The following is a 17,860-nucleotide window of genomic DNA, read 5'->3' on the forward strand; positions in this document are numbered from 1 at the left end:
TCACAGTTCCCAGACGACGGGCAGGCCGGCGTCCGTGCCCTCGGTGCTGTAGTCGTGGACGACGTCGAGCAGGTCGGCCATGCGGGCCTGCCAGGCGACGTTGACCGGGAGTTTCTCCAGGGCGGCGAGGAGTTCGGCGTAGTCCTCGCACTCCAGGACGTGGAAGAGGTCGGTGCCGCTGCGCCAGATCGTCCAGGACGTGGCCCCGGCCGCGCGGATGGCCCGGGTCAGTTCCTCGGGGACCGCGCGATGGGCGTCCTCGTACGCGGCGATGCGGTCGGTACGGACCCTGGTGTGCAGCGCGATTCTCATGACGGCTCCTCTGCGGGACGGGCGGCGACGACGATGACGTCCAGGGTGCGCGGGCCGTGGACGCCCTCGATCCGGTCCAGTTCGATGTCGCTGGTGGCGGACGGTCCGGAGATGAAGGTGAGTGGGGCGGTGGGGTCGAGGCGTGAGAGGGCCTCGGGTACGTCTACGACGATCTGGTCCTCGCGGATCACACAGAGGTGGTAGTCCGGGAGGAGCGAAAGGGCTCGGCGGCCCTGTCCCGGTCCCGCGTCCAGGACCACCGTGCCCGTGACCGCGATCCCGAGCGCCGCGGTCGTCAGCACCGCAGCCGCCGCGTCCAGGGACTCCAGGGAGAGGGGCGGTTCGTCCGCCAGGAGTTTCACACTCCCCTCCTCCAGCAAGGTCTCCGGAAATCCCGGCGGCAGTACGACGCTCTCCGCGCCCCGCTCCGCCAAGGTCGCCGCGATCGTGCGTGCCGCCTTTTCCTCCGTCGTGTGGATCACGGACGCCCCGTGATCCGCCACGCGCTCCACGAACAGGGACACCAGGTCAGAAGACGCGTGACTGGTTCGGTAGTCGCGAGGAACCAGGACGCTGTCCGGCGTCTCGCTCGACGGGACGTCCGCCAGGGCCGCCGATATGCGGGCCAGGACAGTCGCTCTCGTACTCATCCGTTCCGTCCCTCGTCTCTCGTGCGGCGCCACCACGACCGGAACGACTCGGCCGGCGGCACGGGCGTGTCCCGGGTGTCGGACCAGCGGGAGAGCGGGCCCGGTAGGCGTTGGATCCGGCCGCCGCGGCCGTACAGCCGGGCGGCCCACGCGGCCGCCCGCTGGAGCAGGCCGAGGCCGGCGGGTGAGCGCAGTACCGCCGCTGCCGCTCCCATCGCCAGGGACTCTGCCGACGGCACGAGACGGCCGTCCGCCTTGGCCTCGACGGCCTTGGCGCGCAGGTGGACCAGGATCTCGGGGATGTCGATGCGTACGGGGCAGGCGTCGTAGCAGGCGCCGCAGAGCGTCGAGGCGAAGGGCAGAGTGTCCGCGTGCTCGACGCCGACCAGCTGCGGGGTGAGCACCGCGCCGATCGGGCCCGCGTACACGGAGCCGTACGCGTGGCCGCCGGTCCGTTCGTACACCGGGCAGACGTTGAGGCAGGCCGAGCAGCGGATGCAGGCCAGGGCCTGGCGTCCGACGGTGTCCTTCAGGGTGGCTGTGCGGCCGTTGTCGAGCAGGACGAGGTGGAAGGTCTGCGGCCCGTCCCCGGGTGTCACGCCGGTCCACATCGAGGTGTACGGGTTCATCCTCTCGCCGGTCGAGGAGCGGGGCAGCAGTTGGAGGAAGACTTCGAGGTCGGCGAAGGAGGGCAGGACCTTCTCGATGCCCATGACGGTGATCAGGGTGTCGGGCAGGGTCAGACACATCCGGCCGTTGCCCTCGGACTCCACGACACACACCGTGCCCGTGTCGGCGGTGGCGAAGTTGGCGCCGGAGACGGCGACCTTGGCGCGGAGGAACTTCTCCCGCAGGTGCAGCCGGGCCGCCTCGGCGAGATCGCGCGGATCGTCGGTGAGGTCGGCGGGGGCGGCTCGGCCCCAGTTCCCCATCTCCCGGCGGAAGATCTCGCGGATCTCGGATCGGCCGCGGTGGATGGCGGGGACGAGGATGTGCGAGGGCCTGTCGTCGCCGAGTTGCACGATGAGTTCGGCGAGGTCGGTCTCGTACGCGCGGATTCCGGCGGCGTCCAGGGCCTCGTTGAGGCCGATCTCCTGCGTGGCCATCGACTTGATCTTGAGGACCTCGGTCTCGCCGGTGGCCCGCACCAGGTCGGTGACGATGCGGTTGGCCTCGGCGGCGTCGGCCGCCCAGTGCACGTGGCCGCCCGCCCGGGTGACGGCTTCCTCGAGGTGGGTGAGGTGGTGGTCGAGGTGGCGGAGTGTGGTGCGTTTGATGGCTTCGCCGGCCTCGCGCAGCCGCTCCCAGTCGTCGAGTTCGGCGGTGACGGCGAGGCGTCGGTCGCGGATCGTGGTCGTCGCGCGGCGCAGGTTCGTACGCAGTGTGGTGTCGGCGAGGGCGGTGCGGGCGGCTTCGGGGAAGCCTGGGGCGCCGAGCCATACGATGTTGTCGCCGGTGCTCATCGGGGGTCTCCGTCCGTCGAGGCGAGGATCTCCGCGAGGTGGCGGGTGCCGATGCCGGTCCGCAGTCGGGAGAGTCCGCCCCCGATGTGCAGCAGGCACGAGTTGTCCCCCGCCGCGAGCACCTCTGCGCCTGTCTCCTGCACGTGTCGCATCTTGTCCGCGAGCATGGCGTGGGAGGTGTCCGCGTTCTTGAGGGCGAAGGTGCCCCCGAAGCCGCAGCAGGACTCCGCCGAGGGGAGTTCGACGAGGTCGATGCCCTTGACGGCCCGCAGGAGGCTCAAGGGGCGGTCTCCGACCCTCAGCATCCGGAGCGAGTGGCAGGTGGGGTGGTACGTGACGCGGTGCGGGAAGTACGCGCCGACGTCGGTGACGCCCAGGACGTCGACGAGGAGCTCGGACAGCTCGTACACGCGCGGGGTGATCCGCTCGACCGCGCTCGCCAGAACCGTGTCGCCGTGCTCCCGCGCGACGGTCCGGTGGTGGTGGCGGATCGTTCCGGCGCAGGACGCGGAGGGCGTGACGATCGTGTCGTAGCCGCGGAACACCTCGGTGAAGCGGCGCACCATGGGAAGGGTCTGGGGCCGGTATCCGGTGTTGAGGTGCATCTGGCCGCAGCATGCCTGGGCCCGCGGGAAGTCGACGGTGTGGCCGAGCCGTTCCAGGAGGGCGACCACCGCCATTCCCGTACGCGGGTACATCGTGTCGTTGAAGCAGGTGATGAAGAGGGCGATGCGCACGGCTACCTCTCCCCCGGCACGGGGACGTCGTCCGGCAGCAGGCCCTCGGCGCGCAGCTCCGCCCATACGTCGGCGGGGAGCGGGCGCGCCAGTTGCTCGGCCGCGTCGCGGACCTCGTGGCCGGAGCGGGTGCCGACGAGCACGCTCGCGACGGCCGGATGTCCGAAGGGGAAGCGCAGGGCGAGGGCGCGCAGCGGGACGCCATGGCGTTCGGCGACGGCCTGGAGACGCAGGGCGCGGGCCAGGACGTCCGGGGGCGCGGCGGTGTAGTCGTAGGTCGCCCCGGGCCGGGGGTCCGCGAGCAGGCCGGAGTTGAACACGCCGCCGATCACGACGCTCTTGCCCCGGGCGGCGGCCTCCGGCAGGAGGTCGGTGAGGGCGCTCTGGTCAAGGAGGGTGTAGCGCCCTGCGCACAGCACTACGTCGACGTCGGTGTCCCGGACGAACCGGGTCAGCATCGCGGTCTGGTTCATGCCGGCGCCGATCGCCCCGATCACGCCTTCCGCGCGCAGCCGTTCCAGCTCCGGATAGGCGTGCTCGAAGGCCTCCCGGGCGTGGTCGTCGGGGTCATGGAGGTAGACGACGTCGATGCGGTCGTGGCCGAGCCGCAGCAGGCTCTCGTGGATGCTGCGGCGGACGGCGTCGGCGGAGAAGTCCCAGACGCGGCGGTGGGTGGCCGGGACGGCGAAGCCGTTGGCGAGGTCGTCGCCGTCTCCCGTGGCCGGCCGGAGCAGCCGGCCGACTTTCGTCGACAGGACGTACGCGTCCCGTGGGCGGGTGCGCAGGGCGGCGCCGAGGCGTTCTTCGGACAGGCCGAGGCCGTAGTGCGGGGCCGTGTCGAAGTAGCGGATGCCCGCGTCCCAGGCCGCGTCGACGGCGCCGGCGGCCTGGGCCACATTGACGGGCGCGTACAGGTTGCCGATGCCGGCCGCGCCGAAGGAGAGCGCGGTGACGGCGACCTTGGAGGCGCCGAGGGGGTGGTGTCGCACGGGGTCGGGGCCTTTCACTTCTCGGCCGGGCGCAGGCGGAGTCCCTGCATGCCGCCGTCGACGGCGAGCGCCGTGCCGGTGACGGACGCGGCGGCCGGGCTCGCCAGATACACGATGGCGGCGGCGACTTCGGCTGCGGGCACGAGACGTCCGGTGGGCTGGCGCGCCTCCAGCGCCTGCCGCTCGCCGGCCGGGTCGTCCGCCGCGTCGAGGAGCCTGCCGACCCAGGGCGTGTCGACGGTTCCCGGGTTCACGCAGTTGACGCGTATCCCCTCGCGAACGTGGTCGGCGGCCATGGCGCGGGTCAGCGAGAGGACCGCGCCCTTGCTGGCGCTGTACAGCGCCCGCTGCGGCAGGCCGGCGGTGGCGGCGATCGAGCAGGTGTTGACGACGGCGGCCGCATCGGAGGCGCGCAGGTACGGAAGGGCGGCACGGGTCGTACGGACGATGCCGAGCACGTTCACGTCCAGGACCCGGTGCCACTGCGTGTCGTCGTTGTCCTCCACGGTCCCGATGGCGCCGATGCCGGCGTTGTTCACCAGGATGTCGATGCCGCCTAGGGCTTCGGCGACGACGACGACCGCCGACCGTACGGCGGTGTCGTCGGTGACGTCGGCGCGGTGGCCGAGGAGGGGTGCGGGCAGGCCGTCGGGGGCGAGATCGAGTACGGCGACGGCGGCGCCGCGCGCGGCGAGGAGTTCGGCGGTGGCGAGGCCGATGCCGGAGGCGCCGCCGGTGACGACGGCGCGCAGGCCGGTGAGCTCGCTCATGCGGGGGTCCCTTCGTGGGTGGGGCGTACAGCAGCCGCTGTGTCTGTGGTCCAGAAGGTGCCGTCGGGGTAGGCGTACTCCTCGATGGACCGCGGGTGCATCTCGGCCGAGAAGCCGGGGGTGAGCGGGGCCCGGTAGTGGCCGTCGCGGATCTCCACGGGGGTACGGAAGTGTTCGTGGAGGTGGTCGACGTACTCGACGACCCGGTTGTCTGTGGTCCCGGACAGGGCGACGTAGTCGAACATCGACAGGTGCTGCACCAGCTCGCACAGGCCGACGCCGCCGGCGTGCGGGCAGACCGGGACGTCATAGCGGGCGGCGAGGAGCAGGATCGCCAGGTTCTCGTTGACCCCGCCGACGCGAGCGGCGTCGAGCTGCAGGATGTCGATCGCGCCGGCCTGGAGCAGCTGCTTGAAGACGATCCGGTTCTGTACGTGTTCCCCGGTGGCGACCTTGACCGGTGCCACCGCCCCTCGTACGGCGGCGTGGCCGAGGATGTCGTCGGGGCTGGTGGGCTCCTCGATCCAGTACGGGTCGAACTCGGTCAGCGCCTTGGTCCACTCGATCGCTTCGGGGACGTTCCAGCGCTGGTTGGCGTCGATGGCGATGCGGATGTCCGGGCCGACGGCGGCGCGCGCGGCGCGCATGCGGCGGATGTCGTCCGCGAGGTCGGCGCCGACCTTCAGCTTGATCTGGGTGAAGCCCTCGGCGACGGCGGCCCGGGCGAGGCGGCTCAGCTTCTCGTCCGGGTAGCCGAGCCAGCCGGGTGAGGTGGTGTAGGCGGGGTAGCCGCGCTCGCGGAGCGCGGCCGCGCGTGCGTCGGCGCCGGTCCTGCCGCGGCGGAGCAGGCCGAGCGCGTCCTCGGGGGTGAGGGCGTCGGCGATGTAGCGGAAGTCGACCTGGGAGACGAGCCATTCTGGCTCGGCGTCCGCGAGGAACTGCCACAGCGGCTTCTCGGCGCGCTTGGCGGCAAGGTCCCAGACGGCGTTGAGGACGGCGCCGATGGCCATGTGCATCACGCCCTTCTCCGGGCCGAGCCAGCGCAGTTGGCTGTCTCCGATCAGGTCGCGGCTCAGCGAGCCGGGGTCGGCGCACAGCTCGGCGACCGGGCGCCCGACGACGTGCGGGCGCAGCGCGTCGAGGGCGGCGACCTGGACCTCGTTGCCGCGGCCGATGGTGAAGGTGAAGCCGTGGCCTTCGTGGCCGTCGCCCGCGTCGGTCCGCAGGACGACGTAGGCGGCGGAGTAGTCGGGGTCGGGGTTCATGGCGTCCGAACCGTCGAGCTCGCGGGAGGTGGGAAAGCGGATGTCGTACGTGTCGACCGCGGTGACGCGGGCGGCGGATGCGGTCATGTGGGGCCTCTCGGGGGCCTTCTTGGGCTGGCGGGAGCTCGGTTTGTCGGACTGGGGCGGGGCGGGCGCCCGGGCTGTGGGGGTGGGGCGGCCTGTCAGGCTTGGGCGAAGGTCTGCCGTTGGCTGCCGAGACCGTCGATGGACAGCTCGACGGTGTCGCCGGGGCGGAGGTACGGGGTGCCGGGCAGGCCGAGGGCCACGCCGGCCGGCGTACCGGTGTTGATGACGTCGCCGGGCTCCAGGACCATGTAGTTGCTCAAGTACGCGACGAGGTGGCCCACCTGGAAGATCATGTCGCGGGTGGTGCCGCGCTGGCGCCGGACTCCGTTGACGGCCAGGTTCAGGCCGAGGTCCTGCGGGTCGTCCACCTCGTCGGGCGTCACGAGCCAGGGGCCGAGCGGGTTGAAGGTCTCGCAGGACTTCCCGAGGTCCCACTGCGGCGAGTAGTCGAGCTGGAACTCCCGCTCGGAGACGTCGTTGCTGATGGCGTATCCGGCGATGTGCCGCAGGCCCTCCTCGGCGTTCTCCAGGTAGCGGGCCCGGCTGCCGACGACGACCGCGAGTTCCACCTCCCAGTCCGTCCTGGCCGAGCCGCGCGGGATCAGCACGTCGTCGTACGGGCCGACGACCGTGCCGGGGTCCTTCATGAAGACGACCGGGCGGGGCGGGACGGGCGCTCCCGTCTCCTTGGCGTGGTCGCGGTAGTTGAGGCCGATGCAGACGACCTTCCCCGGCCGGGCAACGGGAGCACCCACGCGCAGACCTCGCGGGTCCAACTCCGCGAGCCCGCCCTCCTCGACGGCCGCTCGGGCGCGGGCGAGGCCGCCCGAGGCGAGGAACGCTCCGTCGATCTCGTCGGCGACGGGGGTCAGGTCCCACACCCGGCCGTCTTCGGTCCGTACGGCGGGCCGTTCGGCGCCGGGGGCGCCCAGGCGCATCAGCTTCACTGGTCGGTCTCCTTGCAGACGGGGGAAGGAGTGGGGCCGCTCCCGCCCTCGGGACGGGTCGGGCGCTGAGGAACGGCCCCACGCACGCGCGGGACCCGTGGTCGCGGCCGCGAGCGACGCGGAGCGACGGCTGCCGTACGGGCCGGATCCCGGACCGGGGCTCTTGTGCTGTGCCCTCGGACTCCTAGATTTATCAGACCACTTGGCGTCGGCGACACCCCTGAGATCGAGAAATGCTCCTACGGAATCGAAGTGGTCGGACCACTTGGCTGGTTAGACTGCCCGAATCGGACAAGGGAGAAAATCGGTGGAGGAGCGCACCCCGGCCAGGGGAACCGTGACCCAGCGCGCGATCGACCAGATCAAGGCGATGATCAGCGGGGGTGAGCTGCACCCCGGGGACCGGCTGCCCACGGAGCGGGACCTCGCCGCGCAGTTGGGCCTCTCCCGGAGCTCGATGCGGGAAGCCATCAGTGCGCTGACGGTCATCGGCGTCCTGGAGGCGCGGCACGGCTCCGGGATCTACGTGAGCCGACTGGGGGCCGACGACCTGCTGGAGACCTTCGGCGTCGTCGCCGACCTCTCGCGCGGGGAGCAGCTCGTCGAACTGCTCCAGGTCCGGCGCGTCCTGGAGTCCACGGCCACCGCCCTGGCGGCCGCCCGGATCGACCAGGACCAACTGGCCGTGGTGACCGGGCACTTGCGGGCGATGGAGGAGGCCGACGACCCGGAGGAGATCCTCGCCCACGACCTGGCCTTCCACCGGGCCGTCAACGCGGCTTCCGGCAACGAGACCATGGCCGCCATCCTCGAAGGTCTTTCGACCCGGACATTCCGGGCCCGCGTCTGGCGTGGCTATGCGGAGGAAGGCGCGTTCGAGCGCACCCGACGGGAGCACGCCGCGATCCATCGGGCCCTGGTCGCCCGCGACCCTGAGGCGGCCCGCGCGGCCGCCGCGGCACACGTCGGCGAGGTCGAGGAGTGGATGCGGGCCCACGTGGAAGGGTGAGCCCAGGCGTGCAGCGGCACTCGGCGTGGTGAAATCAGACCAGTAGGCCTCTACCCGGCGCGCACCACGCGCGGAGAAGCGCCCAGTTCGCGTCGGCACGCCTTGTTGAAGGCCTGCAGATCGTCGATCCCGACGGCCGCCGCCACCGCGGGGATCGACAGGGTCGACTCGCGCAGCAGGTGCCGCGCGCGTTCCATGCGCCGCTGTCGGATGTACGCCACGACGGTGGTACCGGTCTCCGCGCGGAAGAGCCGCAGCAGATGGTTGTGCGACACCCCCGCGGCCCGCGCCACCTCGGGGACGAGGAGCCGCTCCGCGAGATGCGACTCGATGTACGCGACGGCTGCGGCGAGCGAGGCGTGCGGACCCTTCTCGCGCCCCGCCGGCTCGGTCAGTTCGGCCAGTTCCCACAGCACCGACCAGACCTCGGCGTCCGCCCGGCGCGGGCTGCGCGGAGCCGCCGCGATGGCCCGCAGGAACAGCTCCGAGAGGCCGGGGGTCCGCGCGCCGGCGTCCTGTACGACGGGCAGGTCGACCGTCTCTCCCGTACCGGGAAGGGGAAGGCGCAGGTGCGCGTACAGATGCTCGGACCGGCCTCGGTAGCGGTACCGCACCTCCGTCCCCGGCGGAACCAGACTCACATGGCCCGGCCGGACGACATGAAGAACGCCGTCGACGACGAGTTCGGCGGTGTACCGGTAGAGGTGCAGCTGCCACAGGTCCGGGAGCCGGAACACGTCGACCGGACTCGTCGTTCCGTGCACCCCGACTCCGAGGCTCAGTACTCGTGGCGGCTCTTCCAGTGGTACCGCCACCGTCCGCCCGGGCCGGACCCAGAATCTCGCAGGCACGCGGAAAATCTACCAGTGGACGACAAGGACACATTCCGGCCCCGGCAGACAGACCCTCAGCCGAGGGTCACCTCGACGCGGTGCGTCGCGCCGTCCTTCGCGCCGGTGTCGACAGCGAAGGTCATGCTCTCCCCCGTCGCCAGGACGGTCACCGTCGCGTCGTGCGAGCGGACGCGCGCCACCGGTCGGCGCCAGGTGACGACCGGTCGGCCCGCCGTCCTGGTCGGGTCCGCGACATGGATGGTCGCGGTGCCCGCACCGTCTTCCCGTACCAGGACCGAGGCCGGCGCGTCGGAGCCGATGGGACCGGCGGTGCCCGCGCTCCAGAGGTTCACGGCCGTGAGCCCGAGCGAGGGGACGCGCACTCCTTGCGCGCCCCGCTCGTTGACGAGGATCGTCAGCCACGCGCGGTCCCGGGCCCGTTCCTCGGTGACCCGGGCGTCGGCGCCCGGCAGCAGGACGTACGCGTAGGACTCGGCGCGGGGGTCGGTGCCGTGGTCGAGCCAGAGGGTCACGTAGCGTCGGCGGATCTCCTCGTCCGAACCGACGAGGCGATTGATGTCGCTCCAGCGTCCGGTCCGCTCCTCGCGCAGCGCACGCAGGGTCGCCCCGCCCGGGAACACGTACCCGCCGTGGCCGTCGAGCGCAGCCCAGCGGGCGGCGGGGAACGTCTCGTGCCACGGCGGGCCGACCGGCTGCTGCGCGCCGTCGACCGTCAGCGTCCCGACCTCACCGGACCTGAGCCGGCGGTTGTCGACCACGGTCTCCACCGGGACACCGTCCCTGGCCTCGATCCCGGCGCCCAGGCAGATCACCGCGTCGTCGGTGAAGAACCACGACTTCCTGGCCCGCAGGCTGCTCGACAGACCACGCGTGTCCTGTCCCACCGCCGCGAACCGGCCGTCGGTGGCGCCGCCGGCCCACACCGCGTCCGGTAGCCGGGTTCCCCACTCACCGCCCTCGTTGTCGGTGAGGGCGCGGGTCGACACGGTCGTGCCGGGCAGTCGGTAGGGGTCGACGGTGGGCCAGTAGGCATCGGCGTACTGGCCGTTGTCCCCGGCGTACCAGGTGAGCATGCCCGAACCGGTGTGCCAGCCACGGGTGTTCTCCCGGTTCCCGCACTCGTAGAAGGTGATGGTCGACGAGGACATGCTGAGGAACGCGGCCCAGCCCGGCCCCCGGTGGGCGGCGCGGGCCATCATCGGGAAGAGCCGGTGGCCGGCCGGTTCGGGCAGCGGATCGACGGCCGGGTCGTCGAGGAGCGAGGTGAAGCGCGTGAAGTCGGCCATCCCAAGGCGGGGGTTGGCGGCGACCGGGAGGAATGTGTCGCGCCGCAGCCGGCCCTTGACGACGGCCCGCCACCGCGCCCGCTCCGCCGGGCTCGCGCACTCCCCCAGCACCAGGACGGCCGCCATCAGCGACTGGGCCGGGGCATGGTCCCGTACGGGCATCAGGTGGACGTCGCGACCGGTGAGGCCCCGGCTGATGCCGCGGCCGCAGACGCTCGCGTCGAGCACGCCGTCGTGGACGAACGGGGCGAAGGCGTGCTCGACGCTGTCCAGGGCGAGCTGCCGCCCGGGGCCTGTCACCTCCCAGGGGGTGCCGTCGAGCAGGGTGAAGAGCGTGGCCAGGCCTTCGAGGAACACGGCGCCGTACGCGCCCGTGTAGGCGACCGTCCGGTGCTGGACGAAGGAGCCGTCGGCGTAGAACCCGTCTCCTTCCGTGACGTACGGGAAGACCGGGTCGAGGCCGTCCCGGGCGAGCGTGAGCGCGGCCGGGCTGTCGCCGAGGACGCCCCGCTGGGCCAGCGTGCGGCAGAAGTCGACCCGGTTCGCGCCGGTGCTCTGGTCCTCGTACCTGTCCAGGCGCGTGGGCGGCAGAGCCCGGTCGACGGCCGCGCAGAGGCGGGCGATCCGCTCGTCCCCGAGCCGGTCGTACAGCAGGACGCAGGTGTCGAGCATGGCCTGCGGGGCACCGACCTGGGCCCACCACCACCAGCTCGCGGGTTTCTCGTGGACGCTGCCGTAGACGTGCTCGTGGAGGTGGTCGAGGCCGCGGAGGATACCGGCGGCCAGCTTCTCGTCCCCTGTCACTCCGGTGCCGGGGTGGGCGTGGGCGAGGGCCATGCTCCTCAGGCGGACGTAGCCGGCGCCGAGGTGGATGCCGTGGCCCTCGTGGTACGGCAGCCCTGGCCACAGGTGGCCCTCGGCCGGGTCCATCGTCGCGAGGTACTCGGCCGCGTCCGAACCCAGTTCGGCCAGTCGGCGGGCGAAGCGGGGCTCCGTCGGATCGAGGCCGGGTCCGGATCCGGATCCGGATCCGGATCCGAGCAGCAGGTCCCGCCAACGGGCGCGCTGCTCGGAGAAGGGCGGGACCGCCCTGGGGGAGGTCAAGGATGCTCCGTCGGTACGGGGGTGGGGGTGGCAGTGGGAGGAGCCGTACGGAAGAGCTCTGACCGAGCACCGTCACGGCCGTGACGATCGGGGCGGTGCTCGGGCGAAGCCCCGGGCGGGATCAGCTGCCGGCGGCCGCGTACTCCTCGGCGAGGGACTCCGCGGCCTTCGCGCCGCCCTTCGCCTTGAACTCCTTCACCACGGCGTCCCACTCGGAGAGGCTGCGCTTGCCCGTGACGACGGCGTTGATCGCGTCCTCGCGCTGCTTGACCAGGCCGCGCTCGCTGTTGGCCCAGGCGTTGGAGCGCAGCCCGTAGTGGGCGCTGGGCACGCCGAGCGGAATCATCTCCTGCTGGTAGGTGTGATAGCGCTTGGTCGCCTCGGGCTGGTCGGCCAGGTAGAGCGCCTGGGGCGGCCCCGCGATGAAGGTCAGCGGGAGGTTGAACGGGCCGTCGCCGCCGTCCGCGGCCAGCTTGGTGACCACGGGACCGCCGTCCTTGCCCCGGGTGAAGTGGGTGCCCTCCACTCCGTGGTTGATGAGCTCGTACTCCTTGGAGCCGAACGGCGCGGCCAGGTAGTTCATCACCCGCAGCAGCAGCTCGATGCGCTCCTTGGGCGCCTTCTTGAGCACGGTGTAGCCGTAGATCCCGGAGCCCAGCCAGTGCTTGGGGGACGCCCCGTTGGCCGGCTTGAAGGGGCGGGCCATGTCGACGGTGAACCCGTCCTTGACGGCGAGCACGGCACCCTTGAAGCCACCGAAGGCGTTGGACTGCGAGTACGTGGTGCCGTTGTAGAACTCCAGGCTATAGGCACCGCCGTCCACGCTCAGGGCGTCGCGCCGGAAGACGCCCTCCTTCTGCCACGTGACCATCTGCTCGAGACCGGCCTTGAACTCCTCGGTCTCCATGTAGTTGACGAAGGCGCCGTCCTTGACCGACCAGATGTTGGGCGAACCGTGGTTGGCGATGTAGGAGTTGAAGCCGAAGGCGCCGATCTGGGAGGCGCCCAGACCGTACTTGCCCTTGACGCTGAGCTGCTTCAGGCCCTTGGTGAAGGTGTCGACGTCGAGGGCGCCGGCCTCGGGGACCCAGATGCCCGCCGACTTGAACTTCTCCTGGTTGGCGATCAGTCCGTGCCCGATCAGGGGGCGCTCCACCGGGACGCCGTAGAGCCTGCCGCCGAAGCGGCCGGCGGCCTTCCAGGCGTACGGCGGGATGTTGGCGAGGTTCGGGTACTCCTTGACGGCGTCGCCCGCGAGGTGCTCGGTGAGGTCGGCGCACTTGTTGAGGACGAACTGAGCCTCGTTGGGTGCGGCGACGACCTGGAGGATGTCCGGCATCTCGCCGCTGGCCATGAGGGTGGCGAGCTTGGTCTCGTACTCCATCGCGGGGACGACCGTGAGGTCCAGCTCGACGCCGAGCGCCGCCTCGACCGCCAGCCAGAACTTGTTCTTCTCCCGGGGCACGGGGGTCGAGTTCCAGGACAGGAACCACGCCGTGATCTTCTTGCCGCCGCCGGGCTTCTCCTGGACCGACTGCGTCAGCTCCTTGGGGTAGCTGAGGTAGGCGGCCTGGACGCCCTGCTCGGTGCCGGGGAGATCGGGCTTCGGGCCGGCGAACGGTACGTACGTCGGGAAGGGCGCCAGGTCCTTGCCGGTGTTGCCGGCGTCGTTGCCGCCGCCACCGGACGTCGAACAGGCCGACAGGGACACGCCGGTGGCGGCGAGCGCGGTGCCGATGCCGATGGTCTGCAGAACTCTTCTGCGGGATACGCCAGTGCTCATGGGAACGTCCCTTGCTGAAGGCCCCGGGAGACGGGGAGAGAGGTTTCTGGTGGTGCGGAGCCGGAGCCGCGGGAAGGTCAGCTCTTGATGGCGCCGGTGAGGACGCCCTTCGCGAAGTAGCGCTGGATGAAGGGGTAGACGCAGAGGATCGGCACGGTGGCCACCATCACGATGGCCATCTTGATCGTCTGGGGCGCCTGGACGAGCGTCTCGTCCACCGCCTGGGAGTCGGCCAGTCCGTATCCCTGGGTGACGTATCCGCGCATCACCGTCTGCAGCGGCCACATCGAGCTGTCGTCGAGATAGATCACGCCTCGGAAGAAGTCGTTCCAGTACCCGACGGCGTAGAAGAGACCGACGACCGCGATGACCGCTTTGGAGAGCGGCAGAACGATCTGGAAGAGCGTGCGGATCTCGCCGGCCCCGTCGAGCCGGGCGGCCTCGTACAGCTCCTCGGGGATGCCCTGGAAGAAGCCGCGGACGACCACGAGGTTGAAGGCGTTGATGAGGACGGGCAGGAAGAGCGCCCAGTAGGTGTTGCGCAGCCCGAGCGTATGGACGACCAGGAAGCTCGGAATGATGCCGGGCGGGAAGAGGAACGTGAAGAGGACGAGCAGCATGATCGGCTTGCCGCCGACGACACCGGGCCGGGCGAGCGCGTAGGCGAGGAAGACGGTGCAGGCCAGGCTGAGCGCGGTGCCGACGACCGCGACGCCCGCCGAGACGAGCATGGCGTGGGTGGTGTTCTCGTTGGCGAAGACCTTGCCGTACGCCTTCAGGGTCCACTCGTCGGGCCAGAACGCCCAGCCGCCGTTCGCGACGATCTGCCGGTCCGGGGCGAAGCTGGTGGCCAGGACCGTCCAGAAGGGGAGCACGACCATGGCCACGGTCAGCACCAGGGCCAGGCCCTTGGCGACCTGGGTGACGGGCCGGGGCTTCTCCATCCATGCCGGGCGGCTCATCGGTACACCCCCTGCTCGCCCATGCGGTGGGCGACCTTGTTCGCGGCGAAGACCAGGACGGCGGCGATCACGCCCTTGAAGAGGGCCGCCGCCGCGGCGACACCCCACATGCCGTCGGTGACCGCGTGGTAGTAGACGAACGTGTCGATGACCTCGGCCGTCTCGGGGCCGAAGACGTCGCGCTGCAGGAGGAACTGCTCGAAGCCGACGTTCAGGATCTCGCCGAGGCGCAGAATGAGGAGCAGGATGACGATCGGTCGGATGGCCGGAAGGGTCACGTGCCAGAAGCGGCGCCAGGGTCCGGCTCCGTCGATGGCCGCGGCCTCGTAGAGCGACTCGTCCACGTTGTGCAGCGCGGCGAGGAAGATGATCGTGCCCCAGCCGCAGTCCTTCCAGATCAACTCGACGACCATGAGCGGCTGGAAGGCCGTGGGGTTGCCGAAGACGTCGATCAGATGGTCGCCGTCGTCCTCGCCGAGCAGCCCGTTGAGGAGCCCGTCGCCGCCGAGGACCTGGGTGAAGAGCGCGACCACGATGACCCAGGAGATGAAGTGGGGCAGGTAGACGACGCTCTGGACGAACTTGCGGACGCCGCCGCGGCTGACGCTGTGCAGCAGCATGGCGAGGGCGAGCGGCAGCGGGAAGAAGAAGACGATCTGGAAGAAGGACAGCGAGAGGGTGTTGAAGGCGGCGGCCCAGAAGGCCCCGTCGCTGAACAGGGTCTCGAAGTTCGCGAAGCCGACCCACGGGCTGCCGTTGACGCCGAGGAACGGGACGTAGTCCTTGAACGCGATGACGTTGCCGAACATCGCCCCGTAGTGGAAGACCAGGAAGTACAGCACGCCCGGAACCATGAGCATCAGCAGGGCGCGGTCCCTGCGCAACCGGTCCCACAGACCCCGGTGCCGGGGCACCGTTTCCTTGGGAGGTCCGGGGGCGCGCGCCTGCCGGCGCGCCTCCCGGTCCTTGACTGTCACGGACATGCAGCTCCCCTCTCCATGCCTCCCGGCCGCCGTGCGCCGGGCCGATGCGCACACCTCTCCCCTACGGGAGGAGTGGCCAGGGGTACGGACGCGGTCGAGCGGCGCTCGCGGCGCGCTCGTGTTCGGCTCCGGTGGGACGCGTAACCCGCCTGTCCCGGGCGGCTTGTGACGACGACGCCCGGGGACCTCATCAGTGGCCCGGTGCGATGAACCGAATTTTGGCCACCGATGCGATCGCAGTCAAGAGGGATCGATCTATCGATCACTTTGATCGATCTTGACGATCGCAGAATCGCTCAATATGGTCGCGCCATGACCGCCATGCTCCCGCACAGCCGTCCGGCGCACGAGCGGGCGGCGACTCCTCGCCGTCCCCGGCTTCTCATCGCCATGGCCCCCGAACTGGCTCCCTCGTTGCTCGACGCACCCACCTTGAGCCGGCTCGCGGAGGTCGCCGAGGTCGACACCGGGCTGGTCACCGACGACTTCAGCCGCGCCGACGTCCTCAGCGCGCTGCGCGACACCGAGGTGCTCCTCACCTCCTGGGGCTGCCCCGAGCTCGACACGTGGGTCCTCGCCTCCGCCCCACGGCTCAAGGCCGTGGTCCACGCGGCCGGTTCGGTCCGTTGGCACGTGAGCGAGGCCTGCTGGGACCGCGGCATCGCGGTGTCCTCGGCCGCCGCGGCCAACGCCCTGCCGGTGGCCGAGTACACGGTGGCCGCGATCCTCTTCTCCAACAAGCGCGTCCTGGAGGTCAGGGACGAGTACCGCCGGGTCCGCGGGGAGCAGGACTGGCGCGCCCGCTACCCCGACGTGGGCAACTACCGGCGCACGGTCGGGATCGTCGGGGCCTCGCGGATCGGGCGGCGGGTCGCCGAGCTGCTCGCCCCGTACTCCTTCGACCTCCTCGTCCACGACCCGTACCTGACCCCCGAGGAGGCGGAGCGGCTCGGGGTGCGCCCGGTCCCGCTCGACGAACTCTGCGCCGTCTCCGACGTCGTCACCCTCCACGCGCCGGAGAGCCCCGAGACCCGGCACATGATCGACCGGCGCCGGCTCGCTCTGATGCGCGACGGCGCCACGTTCGTCAACACCTCACGCGGCTCGCTCGTCGACCAGGAGGCCCTCACCGAGGAGTTGGCCACCGGCCGCATCAGGGCCGTGCTCGACACCACCGAGCCCGAGCACCTGCCCGCCGACTCCCCTCTCTACGACCTGTCGAACGTCCTGCTCACCCCGCACTTCGCGGGCTCGTTCGGGACGGAGCTGAGCAGGATGGCCGATCTGGCCCTGGAGGAGGTGGCGCGGTACGCGGCCGGCCTCCCGTTCGCCCATCCCGTACGACGCGAGGACTTGGAGCGTTCAGCGTGACCATGCAGCCCTGGTTCCCCGAGGCCAAGCTCGGCATCTTCGTCCACTGGGGGATCTACGCCGTCGACGGCGTCCCCGAGTCCTGGTCCTTCTTCGGCGGGGACCTCTCCCGCGACACGTACATGAAGCAGCTCAAGGGCTTCACCGCCTCCCGGTACCGCCCCGAGGACTGGGCGCGCCTCTTCGTGCGCGCCGGGGCGAAGTACGCGGTGCTCACCACCAAGCACCACGACGGCGTCGCGCTCTGGGACACCTCGCGGACGGACCTCTCCGTCGCCACCCGCAGCCCCGCGGCGCGCGATCTCGTCGGCCCGTTCACCGAGGCGCTCCGCCATCACGGCCTGCGGGTCGGCCTGTACTTCTCCCACTCCGACTGGAGCGACCCGGACTACCCGACCGTCCGGCCGTCCGTCCTCCAGCGCCCCTGGGTGGACAACCGCTTCGCCATGCCCGCGCCCGGGCAGGAGGAGCCCGAGCGCTGGGAGCGCTTCCTCGAACAGGTCCACCGGGGGCAGATCCGAGAACTCCTCTCCCGCTACCGGCCCGATCTGCTCTGGTTCGACGGCGCCTGGGAACGCGACGAACGCCAGTGGCGGATGAAGGAGCTGCGCGAGGAGATCCTCAAGCTCCGGCCGCGCACCGTGCTCAACGGCCGGATGCTCGGCCACGGCGACTACGCGACCCCGGAGCTCGGCGTGCCGATCCTCCCGCCCGAAGGGCCGTGGGAGCTCTGCTACACGATCGGCGACGCCTGGGGCCACCAGCCCGGGGACACGGCGCACAAGTCCGTCCCCGAACTCGTCCGGGTGTTCGCCGAGACCATCGGCCACGGCGGCAATCTGCTCCTCAACACCGGGCCCCGGGAGGACGGCACGATCCAGCCCGACCACGCCGAACGACTCGAGGGCCTGGGCCAGTGGATCCGCCGCAACCAGGAGGCGGTCTACTCGACGGACCGCGGTATGCCGTACGGCCACCACTACGGCCCCTCGATGCTCGCCCGCGACCGCCGCACCCTCTTCCTCGTCTGCTTCGACCCGCCGCGCGGCTTCGTCGAGGTGCGCGGCCTGCGGAACACCGTCCGGAAGATCTCCGTGCTCGGTACGGGGGAAGAGCTGAGCCACCGCGTCGTGGGCGGATTCCCCTCCCACCGCATCCCGGGCGTCGTCCGGATCGACGCCCCGACCCTCTGCGACCCCCAGGCCACCGTCCTCGCCCTCGAACTGGACGGCGAGATCGAGCTCTACCGCGGCCAGGGAGCAGGCTGACCCGGCTGCCCGGCTGACCC

16 protein-coding genes are annotated in these 17,860 nt (G+C 71.1%); 3 read left to right on the forward strand and 13 right to left on the reverse strand.

Translation table 11 applies throughout. The features are described 5' to 3' along the window. The 8 genes from ACWCO8_RS22625 to ACWCO8_RS22660 all read right to left on the reverse strand — a co-directional run bounded on the left by ACWCO8_RS22625 (position 1) and on the right by ACWCO8_RS22660 (position 7,220). Positions 1-312, reverse strand: a complete 312-nt coding sequence (locus ACWCO8_RS22625) for an L-rhamnose mutarotase (RefSeq protein ID WP_451033739.1) — start codon at positions 310-312, stop codon at positions 1-3. Then, positions 309-962: a LutC/YkgG family protein gene (locus ACWCO8_RS22630; RefSeq protein ID WP_451033740.1), complete on the reverse strand. Its 654-nt coding sequence runs from the start codon at positions 960-962 to the stop codon at positions 309-311. Before ACWCO8_RS22630 ends, ACWCO8_RS22625 begins: the two co-directional genes overlap by 4 nt. Further along, positions 959-2,425 (reverse strand): LutB/LldF family L-lactate oxidation iron-sulfur protein, encoded by a 1,467-nt coding sequence (locus ACWCO8_RS22635; protein WP_451033741.1) that lies wholly within the window; start codon positions 2,423-2,425, stop codon positions 959-961. Before ACWCO8_RS22635 ends, ACWCO8_RS22630 begins: the two co-directional genes overlap by 4 nt. Beyond that, positions 2,422-3,162 (reverse strand): (Fe-S)-binding protein, encoded by a 741-nt coding sequence (locus tag ACWCO8_RS22640; RefSeq protein ID WP_451033742.1) that lies wholly within the window; start codon positions 3,160-3,162, stop codon positions 2,422-2,424. Before ACWCO8_RS22640 ends, ACWCO8_RS22635 begins: the two co-directional genes overlap by 4 nt. Positions 3,163-3,164: 2 nt before the next feature. Then, positions 3,165-4,151, reverse strand: a complete 987-nt coding sequence (locus tag ACWCO8_RS22645; protein ID WP_451033743.1) for an aldo/keto reductase — start codon at positions 4,149-4,151, stop codon at positions 3,165-3,167. Between the two features lie 14 nt (positions 4,152-4,165). Next, on the reverse strand, positions 4,166-4,921 hold the full coding sequence (locus ACWCO8_RS22650) for an SDR family NAD(P)-dependent oxidoreductase (RefSeq protein ID WP_451033744.1): 756 nt from the start codon (positions 4,919-4,921) through the stop codon (positions 4,166-4,168). After that, positions 4,918-6,273, reverse strand: a complete 1,356-nt coding sequence (locus ACWCO8_RS22655) for an enolase C-terminal domain-like protein (protein ID WP_451033745.1) — start codon at positions 6,271-6,273, stop codon at positions 4,918-4,920. Before ACWCO8_RS22655 ends, ACWCO8_RS22650 begins: the two co-directional genes overlap by 4 nt. Before the next feature lie 95 nt (positions 6,274-6,368). Beyond that, positions 6,369-7,220 carry a fumarylacetoacetate hydrolase family protein gene (locus ACWCO8_RS22660; protein WP_451033746.1) on the reverse strand — a complete coding sequence of 284 codons (852 nt, stop codon included), beginning with the start codon at positions 7,218-7,220 and terminating at the stop codon, positions 6,369-6,371. A gap of 307 nt (positions 7,221-7,527) precedes the next feature. Here ACWCO8_RS22660 and ACWCO8_RS22665 point away from each other — a divergent pair, with 307 nt between their 5' ends. Continuing rightward, positions 7,528-8,229 carry a FadR/GntR family transcriptional regulator gene (locus ACWCO8_RS22665; RefSeq protein WP_451033747.1) on the forward strand — a complete coding sequence of 234 codons (702 nt, stop codon included), beginning with the start codon at positions 7,528-7,530 and terminating at the stop codon, positions 8,227-8,229. A 50-nt stretch (positions 8,230-8,279) separates the two neighbouring features. Here ACWCO8_RS22665 and ACWCO8_RS22670 read toward each other — a convergent pair whose 3' ends face one another. From ACWCO8_RS22670 to ACWCO8_RS22690, 5 genes are all read right to left on the reverse strand, one after another. Further along, positions 8,280-8,993 (reverse strand): helix-turn-helix domain-containing protein, encoded by a 714-nt coding sequence (locus ACWCO8_RS22670; RefSeq protein ID WP_451033748.1) that lies wholly within the window; start codon positions 8,991-8,993, stop codon positions 8,280-8,282. Positions 8,994-9,136: 143 nt separating this feature from the next. Next, on the reverse strand, positions 9,137-11,473 hold the full coding sequence (locus ACWCO8_RS22675; protein WP_451033749.1) for a polysaccharide lyase 8 family protein: 2,337 nt from the start codon (positions 11,471-11,473) through the stop codon (positions 9,137-9,139). Between the two features lie 121 nt (positions 11,474-11,594). Further along, positions 11,595-13,256 (reverse strand): extracellular solute-binding protein, encoded by a 1,662-nt coding sequence (locus tag ACWCO8_RS22680; RefSeq protein WP_451033750.1) that lies wholly within the window; start codon positions 13,254-13,256, stop codon positions 11,595-11,597. 77 nt (positions 13,257-13,333) lie between these two features. Beyond that, entirely contained in the window at positions 13,334-14,218 is an 885-nt protein-coding gene (locus ACWCO8_RS22685) for a carbohydrate ABC transporter permease (RefSeq protein ID WP_451033751.1), read from the reverse strand. Beyond that, entirely contained in the window at positions 14,215-15,201 is a 987-nt protein-coding gene (locus ACWCO8_RS22690) for an ABC transporter permease (RefSeq protein ID WP_451033752.1), read from the reverse strand. Before ACWCO8_RS22690 ends, ACWCO8_RS22685 begins: the two co-directional genes overlap by 4 nt. A 390-nt stretch (positions 15,202-15,591) precedes the next feature. On the opposite strand from ACWCO8_RS22690, the gene ACWCO8_RS22695 reads away from it, so the two are divergent. Next, entirely contained in the window at positions 15,592-16,572 is a 981-nt protein-coding gene (locus ACWCO8_RS22695; protein ID WP_451033966.1) for a hydroxyacid dehydrogenase, read from the forward strand. After that, positions 16,569-17,840, forward strand: a complete 1,272-nt coding sequence (locus ACWCO8_RS22700; protein ID WP_451033753.1) for an alpha-L-fucosidase — start codon at positions 16,569-16,571, stop codon at positions 17,838-17,840. The genes ACWCO8_RS22695 and ACWCO8_RS22700 overlap by 4 nt, the downstream gene beginning before the upstream one ends. Positions 17,841-17,860 lie beyond the last annotated feature (20 nt).

It is taken from the genome of Streptomyces sp. NPDC001927 (assembly GCF_053594455.1).